The 14,429-nt window shown below is 63.6% G+C and carries 12 protein-coding genes; 5 read left to right on the top strand and 7 right to left on the bottom strand.

Annotation, left to right across the window (positions count from 1 at the left end):
• Window positions 1-116: 116 nt before the first annotated feature.
• Window positions 117-1,064, bottom strand: coding sequence for a zinc metalloprotease HtpX (gene htpX, locus P6U29_RS09600; RefSeq protein ID WP_407117370.1), 948 nt, complete (start codon window positions 1,062-1,064; stop codon window positions 117-119).
• Window positions 1,065-1,349: 285 nt separating this feature from the next.
• Between htpX and P6U29_RS09595 the strand changes: the two genes are divergently transcribed.
• The gene (locus tag P6U29_RS09595; RefSeq protein WP_407117369.1) at window positions 1,350-1,862 is read left to right on the top strand and encodes a hypothetical protein; all 513 of its coding nucleotides are present in this window, start codon (window positions 1,350-1,352) and stop codon (window positions 1,860-1,862) included.
• A gap of 39 nt (window positions 1,863-1,901) precedes the next feature.
• Here P6U29_RS09595 and P6U29_RS09590 read toward each other — a convergent pair whose 3' ends face one another.
• Window positions 1,902-4,289: an AI-2E family transporter gene (locus P6U29_RS09590; RefSeq protein WP_407117368.1), complete on the bottom strand. Its 2,388-nt coding sequence runs from the start codon at window positions 4,287-4,289 to the stop codon at window positions 1,902-1,904.
• Window positions 4,290-4,507: 218 nt separating this feature from the next.
• Between P6U29_RS09590 and P6U29_RS09585 the strand changes: the two genes are divergently transcribed.
• The 4 genes from P6U29_RS09585 to P6U29_RS09570 all read left to right on the top strand — a co-directional run bounded on the left by P6U29_RS09585 (window position 4,508) and on the right by P6U29_RS09570 (window position 9,162).
• A complete protein-coding gene (locus P6U29_RS09585; protein ID WP_407117367.1) occupies window positions 4,508-5,803 on the top strand; it encodes a lytic murein transglycosylase in 1,296 nt (431 codons plus the stop codon).
• A 281-nt stretch (window positions 5,804-6,084) separates the two neighbouring features.
• Window positions 6,085-6,588: a DUF1993 family protein gene (locus tag P6U29_RS09580; RefSeq protein ID WP_407117366.1), complete on the top strand. Its 504-nt coding sequence runs from the start codon at window positions 6,085-6,087 to the stop codon at window positions 6,586-6,588.
• A 181-nt stretch (window positions 6,589-6,769) separates the two neighbouring features.
• The gene (locus tag P6U29_RS09575; RefSeq protein ID WP_407117365.1) at window positions 6,770-7,870 is read left to right on the top strand and encodes an alkene reductase; all 1,101 of its coding nucleotides are present in this window, start codon (window positions 6,770-6,772) and stop codon (window positions 7,868-7,870) included.
• 104 nt (window positions 7,871-7,974) lie between these two features.
• Window positions 7,975-9,162 carry an IS481 family transposase gene (locus P6U29_RS09570; RefSeq protein WP_407112701.1) on the top strand — a complete coding sequence of 396 codons (1,188 nt, stop codon included), beginning with the start codon at window positions 7,975-7,977 and terminating at the stop codon, window positions 9,160-9,162.
• A gap of 181 nt (window positions 9,163-9,343) precedes the next feature.
• On the opposite strand, the gene P6U29_RS09565 is transcribed toward P6U29_RS09570, so the two are convergent.
• The 5 genes from P6U29_RS09565 to P6U29_RS09545 form a co-directional block, all read right to left on the bottom strand.
• On the bottom strand, window positions 9,344-11,086 hold the full coding sequence (locus P6U29_RS09565) for an ABC transporter substrate-binding protein (protein ID WP_407119282.1): 1,743 nt from the start codon (window positions 11,084-11,086) through the stop codon (window positions 9,344-9,346).
• Window positions 11,087-11,217: 131 nt separating this feature from the next.
• On the bottom strand, window positions 11,218-11,547 hold the full coding sequence (locus P6U29_RS09560; protein ID WP_407117364.1) for a DUF2160 domain-containing protein: 330 nt from the start codon (window positions 11,545-11,547) through the stop codon (window positions 11,218-11,220).
• Window positions 11,548-11,559: 12 nt separating this feature from the next.
• Complete coding sequence (locus P6U29_RS09555) at window positions 11,560-12,366, bottom strand: carbohydrate ABC transporter permease (RefSeq protein WP_407117363.1); 807 nt, start codon at window positions 12,364-12,366, stop codon at window positions 11,560-11,562.
• Complete coding sequence (locus P6U29_RS09550) at window positions 12,366-13,340, bottom strand: carbohydrate ABC transporter permease (protein WP_407117362.1); 975 nt, start codon at window positions 13,338-13,340, stop codon at window positions 12,366-12,368. Before P6U29_RS09550 ends, P6U29_RS09555 begins: the two co-directional genes overlap by 1 nt.
• Complete coding sequence (locus P6U29_RS09545; protein WP_407117361.1) at window positions 13,340-14,425, bottom strand: ABC transporter ATP-binding protein; 1,086 nt, start codon at window positions 14,423-14,425, stop codon at window positions 13,340-13,342. The genes P6U29_RS09550 and P6U29_RS09545 overlap by 1 nt, the downstream gene beginning before the upstream one ends.
• Window positions 14,426-14,429 lie beyond the last annotated feature (4 nt).

The raw sequence follows: 14,429 nt of genomic DNA, 5'->3' as shown, positions 1-14,429 counted from the left end.
AGCGCCGGCCACGCATCCCCTTTCGAAGGAATGGTCACGCCGAAGTGTTAACACCGGCGGGGACGACCCTATGTGCGCCAGGTCACAAAGCTGGACGCAAATCCTCACCGGTTCCGTTAGCCCCAAGGTCCGCGTGAGGGGCGACGCGAGGACGAGCGGCCCCAGGGACCGCGCGGCGGGTAGTTCTCGTTGGCGCCGACCGACGGCGCCGACCGCGTGCCGAGCTCGGCCGCGAGTTGCTGGAGGGCGGCGATGCGGTTCTGGGTCGAAGGATGGGTGGCGAACAGATTGTCCACACCATGGCCCGACAGCGGATTGATGATGAACATGTGCGCAGTCGCGGGATTCCGCTCCGCCTCGTAGTTCGGCACCTGGTGGGCGGCGCCCTCGATCTTCACCAACGCGGAGGCCAGCCACATCGGCTGTCCGACGATGCGCGCACCGAGATTGTCCGCGGCATATTCGCGGGTGCGGCTGATCGCCATCTGCACCAGCATGGCACCGAGCGGGGCGAGGATCATCAAGAGGATCGAGCCGACGATGCCCGGACCGCTGTTGTTCTCGCGATGGCCGCCGAAGAACATGCCGAACTGCGCGAGCATCGAGATCGCGCCGGCAATGGTCGCGGTAACAGTCATCAGCAGCGTGTCGTGATGCTTGATGTGCGCGAGCTCGTGCGCGATCACGCCGGCGAGCTCCTCGCGGCTGAGCTGGTGCACAAGACCGGTGGTGACGGCGACGGCGGCGTTCTCAGGATTGCGGCCGGTCGCGAACGCATTGGGCTGCATCTCGTCCATCAGGAACACGCGCGGCATCGGCAAGCCGGCGCGGCCCGCAAGCTCGGCGACGAGGCCGACCAGCTCCGGCGCGGTTGAACGGTCGACCTCATGGGCACCATACATCGAGAGCACCATGCGGTCGGAGTTCCAGTAGGTGAAGAGATTGGTCGCGGCGGCAATGACGAGCGCGATCATCGCGCCGGAGGCGCCACCGATCAGATAGCCGACACCCATGAAAAGGGCAGTCAGGCCTGCAAGCAGCATCGCGGTACGAACATAGTTCATGGCCGTCTCCTGGAGCCGGCCGCGGGCGCGCCTCTGGCCGGCTCCCCACGAAGTATGAATGCCGCCCACGACCGCAAGGTTCGTGCGTCGCCGGGCCGCAGATCCGGCGGTGCGGCCAGCCTTTCTCCTGCCGCTAAACCTTGACGGGGATTTACGCAAAAACACACTTTGACACTTGGCAACCTGGAAAGCGCAGGGTTGGCCTAATCCGCGGTAACCGGGCGCGTCGCACGGTTCTTGTGCATTGACCGGTTCCATTGGCATCTCGTCAGCAAGGTGACCGTCATGATGGACCGCTCACGCGCCGCTTCCGTGGACCCCACATCCACTCCCTCCTCTGACGAGAGCAAAGCTGGCGCGAAGGGTTTGCAGGAGGCGCTGCAGGATCAGCTGTTCGCCCATGACGAGGGCGGCCGCCAATCCGATGGGCAGACCGCGCCGGAACCAGAGCGCCGCCGGTCGTATCTGCGGCGCCAAGATCGCCATCGGACTTGCCATCACCGCCGTGCTCGGTTGGCTACCGCTGCGCGCGATCTGGGAACATTGGGCGTCGAGGCCGTGCTAAATTCCCGCCTCGTCACCTCGCGCACGCCGATCGGTGGCCGCATCTATGGCCTTTCGATCGCGGCCATCGTGGTGCGACGGACCGCGGATGGATTTGCCGTGCGGTTCGAGGAAGGCATGGATACGCGGGTGCATGCGATCAGAGCGCTTTATGCCGGCGAATATGTTCGCGGCTATCGGTGCGTCAGGGCGCTCCCGGTCGGTAAGGCGCTGCTGATGCGGCTGTTCGGCTAGCGCCACGTACTCGTAGCGCCAATGCCGGCTTCCTCTCCGCTAGGGGGCGGAATGCACCTCTCTCAAGTTATCCGAAACGACGCCTGTAGTCCCTTGGGTGCTCTGGATATCGAGCATCAATTGCTTCGCCATCTCCTGCAGACGATAACGATCTCGGTCGGTGAACTCCCGGGGCTGAGTATCGATTACACAAAGGCAGCCTACAACATGACCGGATGAAGTCCGTAGCGGGACTCCCGCGTAGAAGCGAATGCCTCTCTCCAGCACATGCGGATCGTCGGCGAAGCGCGGGTCTTCGGTCACATCCTCCGAAACCAGCATATCGCCTGCAGCGATCACATGCGCGTCGAGGGAGCCCTCGTGATTGCTCGGCAGACCTGCTTGAGCTTCTTGGGCGCGGCTTTCAGCGGCGGTTGGCTGAATATTATCGACCAATGTCACCAGCGCGATCGGAACGTTGAATGCCTGCGCGACCTTTCTGGACGCCTCATCCAGGTCCTGGCGTTTCGAGGCGTCCAAGCCAAGCCCGCGCAGCGCGGCGAGCTGCGCACGTTCGGCGTCGGCCGTGAGCTGGGGCGTATCGCCGAGAGCGGCCGCGCGACCGACCCATGCTTCAACCTGCTCGATGCATGCTTGGAGAGAGGCGAATGCCGCGTCGGCCGCCATCTGGGTCTTGAGCTCTCCCGTCTGTTCCGTTCCGGCGATCAAATTCCAGCAGCAGGCGGCAAGCTTCACCTGGGGAGCCCGACGGCGCAGGCGACGAAAGACATAGCGGGCGTAGACCTGCGGCTGCGGGTGAAAGTAGGACAGGCACACCACGTCGACCCCCTGGAGATCAAGTTGCTCCAATGCTCCCCGACTGACCACGATCGGCGGCAAGACCTTGGCGCCGATGTTGCGCTCCTCAAGCACCTGCGCGAGCATCTCCGCCGCTGCATGATCGAGCTCCGTGCGTCCTGCGAGACAGAGGACGCACGGTCGCTGCGCGGCGTGATTTCCCTCTTCCACTGCAGTCGCTTTCTCGCGGATATGGTCGTCAACCTCCCGCACAACCGAGATAGCCGTATCCGCAACGAGACGCCGGTAGTTGGTGTCGATGCTGCTGCGCTGACGATCATTCTCCGCCAAGCGCAGCGCCGGAATTCCCACGTTATCGTACAGCTCGCGCGAGGAACACTCGTCGACATAGTTCTCGGCGAACTCGACCGCCTCCTCCAGGTTGCCAGCCAATAGCCGCTGGTAGAGTTGCTCCTCCGGCGCGAGCACAGGGTCGCTGCCAAGCAGAACGCCCAAGAACTCCAACTGCGGGACGTAGCGCCCCATGACGACGAGGCAGACGGTCAAAGGTGTCGCCAGAAATAGCCCGACGGGTCCCCACAGCATCGTCCAGAAGATCGCGGCGATGATGATTGCAAGGGATGACAGCCCGGTGCTGGAGCCGTAGAGCCAAGGCTCGATAACATTGTTGCTGACGAGTTCAGCCGTAACGAACAAACCGACGACCCAGAACAGCATCGTCCAGCCTGGATCGACGGCGATGGCCAAGGCAACGGGAAATATAGCAGCCAGAAAAGGGCCGAGGTAGGGAATGAATCGGAGTACCGCTGCGAGCAAGCCCCAAAGAATCGCGTTGGGTACGCCAACAAAGTACAGTGCAACCCCGATCGGCACGCCGTAAGTCAGATTGACAACAAGCTGCATCAGCAAATAGCGGCTGACCCGCGAGGCAGCATCGTTGATGGCCTGAGTACTCTTCTGAAGGTCACCGGCTCCGGCTAACTTAATGAATCGGTCGCGCAGGTCTTCGCGCTCGAGCAGCACGAAGATCACGAAAATGACGACCAGCCCGGAAGTCGCAAGCGGCGCCAGCAATGGACCTATGACCGAGCGAATGAGCTCCAGCGGTCTCGGCTGTGGCGGCTCCACCCGCACGGTGACAGGCTCCCGACTCTCACCACCGGTGCCAAGCCGGGAGGACGCAGCCGCCGACTTTTTCTCATCTCCCGAGATCTCTCTGCCGAGATCCTGCATCGTCGTGGTGACGGCGTCGACGACCCCACCGCCCGGCGCGGAGCTTTGCAACGAGCGGATCTTCTCGGTGATGGTGGTCTGATAATTGGGAAGGTTGCTGGCGAGCTGGACCAGTTGGCGCCCAACGACCAAGGCGATCCCTGCGACGACGATGAAGGCAATGGAAACCGCAATTAGCACCGCTGCAATGCGGGGCACTTTCCAACGTCTCAGCCAATTGACCAAGGGCGTGAGAACGAAGCTCAGCAGGATCGCAAGAGCAAAAGGAACGAAGATTTCCCGGCCGAGATAGAGGGCTCCGATGGCTAGGACGATGCCGCCGGCCGTGAGCATGGGCGAGGATGCGGCTCGCACGGCCGGTGCTCGTTGCGTCGACGCCGGAGGCAACTCGGCCATAGGACGAGCCTTTCCGTAACGGTTTCAACAGGTCAACCCCGATTCGGCGGGATTGATCCAACCGAGCCAAGCGCTTGATTTCTGAATACATGCCCCTGCGCACCAAGGCGGGCGACCTCTCGTCCTCGAGATCAGGTGCAGGGTGGGGATGGTCTGGGGCGGCCGCTTCGCCTAAACTTCGGCCGAATCCACGCCTGCCCTTCCCCGCCGGAACTCCCATGGTCCAGACCCGACTTTCGATCGCGGCCGTCGCACTTCTCGCATGCTCCGCCACCGCCTCGGCCCAAACGCTTCCGCCTCCTGCCAAGCCCGCAGTGCCGAAGGCCCCCTCGCCGCGCGCGGCGTCGTGCCACAATGGTGCGAGCTTCGATCGCTTCCTCGCCGATGTGAAGCAACAGGCGGTGGCCGCCGGCGTCTCGCAGCGGACGATCGCGGAGGCCTCACCGTATCTCGTCTACGACCAGGGCATCGTCAACCGCGATCGCGGTCAGCGCGTATTCGGCCAGCTCTTCACCGAATTTGCCGGACGCATGGCCGCGCCCTATCGCATGCAGAACGGACAGCAGCACATCAAGCAATACGCTGCCGCGTTCGCGCGCGCCGAGAAGGAATATGGCGTACCGCCGGCCGTGATCGCCGCATTCTGGGGCCTCGAGAGCGACTTCGGCGCCAACATGGGCAACCTGCCGACGCTGAAATCACTGGTGTCGCTCGCCTATGATTGCCGGCGCTCCGAGATGTTCGTGGGCGAGACCATCGCCGCGCTGAAGATCATCGACCGCGGCGATCTGCATCACGACGAGATGATCGGCTCCTGGGCCGGCGAGCTCGGGCAGACGCAATTCCTGCCCGTGCATTACGTCAACTACGCCGTCGATTATGACGGCGACGGGCGGCGCGACCTGTTGCACTCGGGGGCCGACGTGATCGGCTCGACCGCGAACTACATCGCAAACGGATTGAAGTGGCGGCGCGGCGAGCCGTGGCTGGAAGAGATCAAGGTGCCGTCAAACCTGCCGTGGGAGAAGACCGACCTCACGGTGCGGGAGCCACGCTCGACATGGGCGCAGTTGGGCGTGACCTATCCCGACGGACGACCGCTGCCGAACGACAACCTGCCGGCCTCCGTGCTGCTGCCGATGGGGCGGACCGGTCCTGCCTTCATGGCATACGCGAATTTCGCGGCCTACACGGAGTGGAACAACTCGCTGATCTATTCGACCACGGCAGGCTATCTCGCCACCCGCATCGCGGGCGCGCCGCCGATGCGTAAGCCTGCCGCGCCGGTCGCGCAATTGCCGTTCAATGAGCTCAAGCAATTGCAACAGCTTCTGGTCCAGGCCGGCTTCAACGTCGGCAAGATCGACGGCGTGCTCGGCCAGCAGAGCCGCACTGCGGTGAAGGCGATGCAGATCAAGTACGGCCTGCCGGCGGATTCCTGGCCGACGGCCGAGCTGCTCGCCCGCATGCGCGGCAGCACGGCGCAGGCGCAACCTCAGGCGACCGTGCGGTAGCCAGGTTACGCGCTGTCATGCCCCGGCTTGACCGGGGCATCCGGTACGCCGCGGCCCATCGGTTCTATCACTGCGGTCTCGGCGTACTGGATCGCCCGGTCAAGCCAGTGAGGGTGCGGGCGCCGATAGCACCGCAAACCAGCAACGTCGGACTAAACCAGCAAGCGTAGAATTTTCGCACCGCACAAGCCGCTTTTCGCGATTGCATTTTTCCATGACGTTCCCATGTGAGTAACTCAGGTTTTCTCCTGAGATTTTCCCCTCTTCGAAGCGAGCATCACATGTCCTTCTACGACGCCGTCGTTCCCGCCTATTTGCAAATGCTGAACAGCCTGACCGGCCTGCTCACCAAGGCCGAGGCGCATTGCGCAGCGAAAAAGATCGACCCGAGCGTGTTGCTCGGCTCCCGCCTCTTCCCGGACATGCTGCCGCTGTCGAAGCAGATCCAGCTCGTCAGCGATTTCGCCACCAAGGGCTGCGCCCGGCTGACCCACAGCGACGTGCCGTCGACATCGGACACGGAGACCAGCTTCGCGGAATTGAAGCAGCGGCTGGCGAAGACGATCGACTACGTGAAGTCGTTCAAGCCCGAGCAGTTCGAAGGCGCCGACTTCAAGGACGTCACCTTCCCGGCCGGCCCCGACAAATCCATCACCATGAAGGGCCAGCAATTCCTGAGCTCGTTCTCGCTGCCGAACTTCTATTTCCACTGCGCGACCGCCCACGGCATTTTGCGTCACAACGGTGTCGAGATCGGCAAGCGCGATTTCATGGGCCTGAACTGACTCGCCAAATCGCACGGCGGCCGGCAGCGGAAATCCGCTCTCTCAGCCGGGATTGCACATGAATTATGCTACGCGGGCGCTGCCGCGTAGCTCGCCTGCACTTTCCGTATGGCTCATCCCTTGCGCCTGATGTCGCGATGCACAAGTGTTCGTGACCTCTCACCGCGTGGAAACATTTCCCATGAGCCGTTCGACCAAATTGTTTGAGACCTACAAGCTCGGCCCGATCACGTTAGCCAACCGCCTCGTCATGGCGCCGCTGACGCGCAACCGCGCCGTATCAGGCACGTTCGTGCCCGGCGCACTCGCCGCCGACTATTACGGCCAACGCGCCTCCGCAGGACTTCTGGTCACCGAGGCGAGCCAGGTCTCGCAACAGGGCCAGGGCTACCAGGACACGCCCGGCATCTACTCCAAGGACCAGGTCGCCGGCTGGCGCAAGGTCACCGACCGCGTCCATGAGCGCGGTGGCAAGATCTTCATCCAGCTCTGGCATGTCGGCCGCATCTCGCATGTCGACCTCCAGGCGAATGGCGCAGCTCCGGTGGCGCCAAGCGCGATCCGCGCCAAGGGCAAGACTTTCGTCAACGGCGGCTTCGCCGACGTCTCTGAGCCGCGCGCGCTCGAGCTCTCCGAAATTCCAGGCATTATCGACGACTTCAAGCGCGCGACGAAGAACGCGCTGGAAGCCGGCTTCGACGGCGTCGAGATCCACGGCGCCAACGGTTATCTGCTCGACCAGTTCGCCAGAGACGGCGCCAACAAGCGCACTGATGCCTATGGCGGCTCGATAGAGAACCGCGCGCGGCTGATGCTGGACGTCGCCAAGGCTGTTGCCACTGAGGCCGGCAGCGATCGCACCGGCATCCGCATCTCGCCGGTGACGCCGGCCAACGACCTCTCCGACTCCAATCCGCAAGCCTTGTTCGACCACATCGTCGACGGCCTCAGCGCGCTCAAGCTCGTCTATCTCCACGTCGTCGAGGGCGCCACCGGCGGCCCGCGCGACATTGCCCCGTTCGACTATGCGTCCTTGCGCAAGCGTTTCTCCGGCGCCTACGTCGCCAACAACGGCTACGATTTCGATCTCGCGACCAAGGTGCTGGACGCGAACGCGGCCGATCTCATCGCGTTCGGCAAGCCGTTCATCTCCAACCCCGACCTGGTCGAGCGGCTGAAGCAGGGCGCAGCGCTGAACGACTGGGACAAGAACACCTTCTACGGCGGCGGCGCGAAGGGATATACGGATTACCCGACGCTGGCGGCCGAGCCGGCGGAGTAGACTCCTTCTCCCTCTCCCCGCTTGCTGTTCGGACCGGGGACATAGTGGACGGGTGTTCGGAGACATCGTGGACACTTTCGGCAGCGAATCAAGGAGGCTGTCGGATGCCGTTCCGCGAGGTATCTCGGATGGACGCGAGATTGGAGTTTGTGATGTTGGCCTCGGAGGAAGGAGCCAATGTTCGGCAATTGTGTCGTCGGTTCGGCATCAGCCCGACGACCGGCTACAAGTGGCTGGAGCGATGGCAATCGGCCGGGATCAATGGGCTTCAGGAGCAGTCGCGTCGACCGCAGCGTTCGCCGGCGCGCAGTGTTGCGGCGATCGAGGATGCCGTGCTCTCGGTGCGAGCCGAGCATCCGGCTTGGGGTGGGCGCAAGATCGCCAGGCGACTGAAGGATCTGGGGCGGGACGCCGTTCCGGCGCCTTCGACGGTCACGGCGATCTTGAAGCGACATGGGATGGAACTGGGCAAGTTCGGCGGCGGTTCGCCCGCCTTCACCCGTTTCGAGCGGTCGCGGCCGAACGAGTTGTGGCAGATGGACTTCAAGGGCCACGTGGCCTTGCATGTCGGCCGGCTTCATCCGCTGACCGTGCTCGACGATCACTCGCGCTTTTCGGTGGCACTGGCGGCGTGCGCCGACGAGCAGACCGAGACGGTCAGGCAGCATCTCATCGCGGCTTTCCGCCGTTACGGCCTGCCCGAGAGACTGATCACCGACAACGGCTCGCCCTGGGGCGACGGTCCGGGCAGCCCATTCACCCCGCTCGGGGTTTGGCTGATCGAGCATGGCATCAAGATCAGCCATTCGCGGCCCTATCATCCGCAGACCATGGGCAAGGACGAACGCTTCCACCGTAGCCTCAAGGCCGAAGTGTTGTCGGCTCCTTCCTTCACCGATATTGCCGCCGCCCAGCGTGCTTTCGAGCGATGGCGCACGGTCTACAACACGCAACGGCCGCACGAAGCGCTCGAGCTCGCCGTGCCGGCCAGCCGCTATCAGCCGAGCCCGCGCGACTATGTCGAGACCGTCGCACCCTTCGAATACGCACCAGGCGACGCCGTGCGCCGCGTCCAACAGGGCGGGCACGTCAGCTTCCTCGGCCGCAACCTCAAAGTCCCCAAGGCCTTCCGCGGCAAAGCAGTCGCGTTCCGGCCAACCACACAAGACGGCGTCTTCGACGTCGTCTTCAGAACCCAGCTCATCGCAACCGTCGACATCCGGCCTCTCGACGGAACGACCGAAAGTGTCCACGATGTCTCCGAACACCCGTCCACTATGTCCCCGGTCTGAACACTTGCGGGGAGAGGGTTGGGGTGAGGGGAGTCTCCGCAAGGACGGTAGCAGTTCGACTCGCGGAGAGTCCCCCTCACCCGCCACGCTTCGCGTGTCGGCCTCTCCCCGCAAGCGGGGAGAGGCAAGAAAGAGAAAGGCCGGGATCGCTCCCGGCCTTTCGTCGTTGTGAGATCTTGCCTTACTTCGCTTCCGCGCGCTTCGGGGGAGTGGCCGGCCACGACTTGATCAGCGTGTCGTAGTCGACGGTCTCGCCCTTCGGCTTCTCGTTGGCGAGCTTGCGCTGCGGGGCGATGGTGCCGTCCTTCTCGGCCTTGGCGAACCAGTACTCGGCCGATTCCTTCTTGTGCAGCTTCGGACCGCAGGCGCCCTGCACGCCGGACTTCTCCAGGCGCTCCATCACGGAGTCCTGGGCCGCCGCGAGAGCGTCCATCGCCTGCTGCGGCGTCTTCGCACCGGACGACGCATCGCCGATGTTCTGCCACCACAGCTGCGCAAGCTTCGGATAGTCGGGCACGTTGTTGCCGGTCGGGGTCCACTGCACGCGGGCGGGCGAGCGGTAGAACTCGATCAGCCCGCCGAGCTTCGGCGCACGTTCGGTGAACGACTTGTCCCAGATGTCGGATTCACGGATGAAGGTGAGACCGACATGGCTCTTCTTCAAGCTCACCGACTTGGAGACGATGAACTGGAGATAGAGCCAGGCTGCCTTGCGGCGGTCCGGCGGCGTCGACTTCAGCAGCGTCGCGGAGCCGGCGTCCTGGTAGCCGAGCTTCATGCCTTCCTTCCAGTACGCGCCGTGGGGCGAGGGAGCCATACGCCATTTCGGCGTACCGTCCGCGTTCATCACGGCGATGCCCGGCTTCACCATGTCGGCGGTGAAGGCGGTGTACCAGAACATCTGCTGGGCGATATTGCCCTGCGCCGGAACGGGGCCGGCTTCAGAGAAGGTCATACCCTGCGCCTGCGGCGGCGCATACTTCTTCAGCCACTCGAGATATTTGGTGATCGAGTAGACCGCGGCCGGACCGTTGGTGTCGCCACCACGTTCCACCGATGAGCCGACCGGGCGGCAGCCTTCCATGCGGATGCCCCATTCGTCGACCGGCAGGCCGTTCGGAATGCCCTTGTCACCGTTGCCGGCCATCGACAGCCAGGCGTCGGTGAAACGCCATCCGAGCGAGGGGTCCTTCTTGCCATAGTCCATATGGCCGTAGACCTTGACGCCGTTGATCTCCTTGATGTCGTTGGTGAAGAACTCGGCGATGTCCTCATAGGCGGACCAGTTCACGGGCACGCCGAGCTCATAGCCGTACTTGGCCTTGAACTTGGCCTTGTAGTCCGGATTGGTGAACCAGTCGTAGCGGAACCAATAGAGGTTGGCGAACTGCTGGTCGGGCAGCTGGTAGAGCTTGCCATCCGGAGCCGTCGTGAAAGACTTGCCGATGAAGTCGTTGACGTCGAGCATAGGATCGGTGACGTCCTTGCCCTCGCCGGTCATGTAATCCGACAGCACCACGGTCTGGCCGTAGCGGAAATGCGTGCCGATCAGGTCGCTGTCGTTGATCCAGCCGTCATAGACGTTCTTGCCCGACTGCATCTGCGTCTGCAGCTTCTCGACGACGTCACCTTCCTGGATGAGGTCGTGCTTGAGCTTGATGCCGGTGATCTCGGAGAACGCCTTGGCCAGCGTCTGCGATTCATATTCGTGAGTGGTGATGGTCTCGGAGACGACGTTGATCTCCATACCCTTGAAGGGCTCGGCCGCCTTGGCGAACCACTCCAGCTCCTTCTTCTGGTCTTCCTTCGACAGCGTCGAGGGCTGGAATTCCGCGATCCACTTCTGGATCACGGCGTCGTCGGCGGCGCGAACCGGCGCCGAGACGGCGAACGACACCGCGACAATCGCGGCGGCGCTGGACATGGTCAGAAAACTGTTCTTGATCAATGGACCTTTCCTTCTCCTAAACTGTCGCATGTTGTTCCTCCGTTGCAGCGACAAACTTTTATACAGGCCCGGGTTGCCCCCCGGATCTGGCCGTCCCTTCGCGAGCTTCAGACCGTGCGAAAAATGAGCACGGCCGTGGCCAGCGAAATTCCACTTGCGAGCCACAGGCTCGAGATTTCAAACCCCTCCTCTCCGATCGGCAGCGTGGCGATCGGCTCGGTGCCGACGAGGCCGATCCACGCGAGATGGATGACGGCCGCGGCGATCAGCGAGATGAACAAGCGATCGCCGCGCGTGGTCGGAATACTGAGCACGCCGACGCGCTCGGCCTCCGGGTAGACCGCGGCGAGCCACGTCATCACCGCGAGCGTGCAGGCCAGCCCTGCGAAGAAGATCGCGGTCGGCAGCGTCCAGGCCATCCATGCAATAGATTCCATGGTCGCCTCCCCTTATACGCGGCCGAGCGCGAAACCGCGCGCGATGTAGTTGCGGACGAACCAGATCACCAACGCGCCCGGGATGATGGTGAGCACGCCGGCGGCCGCGAGCAGGCCCCAGTCCATGCCGGCAGCCGACACCGTGCGCGTCATGATCGCGGCGATGGGCTTGGCCTGCACCGAGGTCAGGGTGCGCGCCAGCAGAAGCTCGACCCAGGAGAACATGAAGCAGAAGAAGGCGGCGACGCCGATGCCGCTCGCGATCAGCGGGACCAGGATCTTGATGAAAAAGCGCGGGAAGGAATAGCCGTCGAGGAAGGCGGTCTCGTCGATCTCGCGCGGCACGCCGGAGACGAAGCCTTCGAGAATCCAGACTGCCAGCGGTACGTTGAAGATGCAGTGCGCGAGCGCGACGGCCCAGGGCGTGTCGAACAGGCCGATCGCCGAATAGAGATTGAAGAACGGCAGCGCATAGACCGCGGCCGGCGCCATGCGGTTCGACAAGAGCCAGAAGAACAGGTGCTTGTCGCCAAGGAAGCGGTAGCGCGAAAACGCGTAGGCCGCGGGCAAGGCGACCGCGATCGAGATGATGGTGTTGAGGACGACGTATTCCAGCGAGTTGATGTAGCCGGAATACCAGCTCTCGTCGGTGAAGATGCGCTTGTAGTGCTGCAGCGTCGGGGTGTGCGGCCACAGCGTCATCGTCGAGACGATCTCGCTGTTGGTCTTGAAGCTCATGTTGACCAGCCAATAGATCGGCAGCAGCAGGAAGACCAGGAACAGCCCCATGACGAGGCGGCGGCCGGGGATCGAATGCATCAGGCCACTCCTTCCTTTGGCTTGAGCGCGGGCACGGGCTTGAGCGCGGCCGACGGCTTGGGCTCCACCGCCGGCTCGCTCGAAGCCTGGACTTTCCGTTCGACGCCGGCATTGGTCATGACGGTGTAGAATATCCAGCAGACGATCAGGATGATCAGGTTGTAGACCAGCGACAGCGCCGCGGCCTTGCCGAGGTCGAACTGGCCGAGCGCGATCTTGACGAGCTCGATCGACACGAAGGTCGTGGAATTGCCGGGCCCGCCGCCGGTGACGACGAAGGGCTCGGTGTAGATCATGAAGCTGTCCATGAAGCGCAGCAGCACGGCGATCAGCAGCACGCGGTTCATCTTCGGCAGCTGGATCGCCTTGAACACGGCCCAGCGCGAGGCGCCGTCGATCTGCGCGGCCTGGTAATAGGCTTCGGGAATCGACTTCAGTCCGGCATAGCAGAGCAGCGCGACGAGGCTGGTCCAGTGCCAGACGTCCATCACGATGACGGTGACCCAGGCATCGATGTCGTTGGAGACGTAGTTGTAGTCGAAGCCGGCGGCGTTGAGCACATAGCCGAGCAGGCCGATGTCCGGACGGCCAAAGATCTGCCAGATCGTGCCGACCACGTTCCACGGAATCAAGAGCGGCAGCGCGAGAATCACGAGGCAGGCCGCGACGGTCCAGCCCTCGCGCGGCATCGACAACGCGACGACGATGCCGAGCGGCACCTCGATCGCGAGGATCACCAGCGAGAAGAACAGATTGCGGCCGAGCGAGGCGAGAAAGCGGCCGCCGAGATCGGTCGAGGGATCGAGCAGCTCCTTGAACCAGCCGACGCCGTTCCAGAAGAACTGGTTGTTGCCGAACGTATCCTGCATCGAATAGTTCACCACCGTCATCAGCGGCAGCACCGCCGAGAAGGCGACGACCAGGAACACCGGCAGCACCAGGAACCAGGCTTTTTGGTTGACGGTCTTGTCCATCAGGCGGCTCCCTCCACCAGAAGGCTGTCGGCATAGACGTGCACGTGCGACGGATCGAATTTCAGCCCGGCGGTGCCGTCCGGACTGGTGAAGCCGCCAGGGGCGCGCGCCGCGAGCTTTGCGTCCCCGAGGCGCGCACGCGCGAAACGGATGCGGCCGAGATCGTCGATGCGCTCGATCTTCGCGGTGAGCAGGCCGGGCGCGGGCGCGACGACCTCGACGAACTCGGGACGGACGCCGATCTCGATCTTGGCGCCTGCAGGCAGATTGTCGTAGGCACGGTTGAGCGCGATGACGTGGCCGCCGATCAGCGCCTCGCGCCCCCGCACCTCCGCGGGCAGGATGTTCATGCCGGGCGAGCCGATGAAATAGCCGACGAAGGTATGCGCCGGCTTGTCGAACAGCTCGGCCGGCGTGCCGCTCTGCACCACGCGGCCGTCATGCATGACGACCACAGTGTCGGCGAAGGTCAGCGCCTCGGTCTGGTCGTGGGTGACGTAGATCATCGTGAGGTCGAGCTCGCGATGCAGCGCCTTCAGCTTGGAGCGAAGCTGCCACTTCAGTTCGGGATCGATCACCGTCAGCGGCTCGTCGAACAGCACAGCGGCGACATCGGAACGGACGAGGCCGCGGCCGAGCGAGATCTTCTGCTTGGCATCCGCCGTGAGCCGAGTCGCCTTGCGGTTCAGATAGGGTTCGAGGTCGAGCAGGCGGCCGATCTCGGCGACGCGCCTGTCGATCTCGGCCTTCGGCACGCCGCGGTTCTTCAGCGGGAACGCCAGGTTCTGCCCGACCGTCATAGTGTCGTAAATCACCGGAAACTGGAACACTTGGGCGATGTTCCGCTTCTGGGTTGACAGCAGTGTGATGTCCTTGCCGTCGAACAGGATTTTTCCGCGCGACGGCGTGATGATGCCGGAGATGACGTTGAGCAGCGTGGTCTTGCCGCAGCCGCTTGGGCCGAGCAGCGCATAGGCGCCGCCCTGCCGCCAGGTCATGGTGACAGGCTTGAGCGCAAAACTCTCCGGCGCGGCACCGTTGCCGCCGTAGGAGTGGGCGAGATCGACGAGGTCAATGCGGGCCATGACG

Source organism: Bradyrhizobium sp. LMG 9283 (assembly GCF_045571415.1).
Classification (GTDB): Bacteria; Pseudomonadota; Alphaproteobacteria; order Rhizobiales; family Xanthobacteraceae; genus Bradyrhizobium.
This window is presented reverse-complemented; position numbering and strand designations above follow the sequence as displayed.

Coding starts and splice junctions, on each gene's coding strand:
- P6U29_RS09555 (WP_407117363.1), bottom strand. CDS start 12,366: ATGCATTCGATCCCCGGCCGCCGCCTCGTCATGGGGCTGTTCCTGGTC.
- P6U29_RS09595 (WP_407117369.1), top strand. CDS start 1,350: ATGATGGACCGCTCACGCGCCGCTTCCGTGGACCCCACATCCACTCCC.
- P6U29_RS09550 (WP_407117362.1), bottom strand. CDS start 13,340: ATGGACAAGACCGTCAACCAAAAAGCCTGGTTCCTGGTGCTGCCGGTG.
- P6U29_RS09545 (WP_407117361.1), bottom strand. CDS start 14,425: ATGGCCCGCATTGACCTCGTCGATCTCGCCCACTCCTACGGCGGCAAC.
- P6U29_RS09585 (WP_407117367.1), top strand. CDS start 4,508: ATGGTCCAGACCCGACTTTCGATCGCGGCCGTCGCACTTCTCGCATGC.
- P6U29_RS09570 (WP_407112701.1), top strand. CDS start 7,975: ATGCCGTTCCGCGAGGTATCTCGGATGGACGCGAGATTGGAGTTTGTG.
- P6U29_RS09560 (WP_407117364.1), bottom strand. CDS start 11,547: ATGGAATCTATTGCATGGATGGCCTGGACGCTGCCGACCGCGATCTTC.
- P6U29_RS09580 (WP_407117366.1), top strand. CDS start 6,085: ATGTCCTTCTACGACGCCGTCGTTCCCGCCTATTTGCAAATGCTGAAC.
- htpX (WP_407117370.1), bottom strand. CDS start 1,064: ATGAACTATGTTCGTACCGCGATGCTGCTTGCAGGCCTGACTGCCCTT.
- P6U29_RS09565 (WP_407119282.1), bottom strand. CDS start 11,086: ATGTCCAGCGCCGCCGCGATTGTCGCGGTGTCGTTCGCCGTCTCGGCG.
- P6U29_RS09575 (WP_407117365.1), top strand. CDS start 6,770: ATGAGCCGTTCGACCAAATTGTTTGAGACCTACAAGCTCGGCCCGATC.
- P6U29_RS09590 (WP_407117368.1), bottom strand. CDS start 4,289: ATGGCCGAGTTGCCTCCGGCGTCGACGCAACGAGCACCGGCCGTGCGA.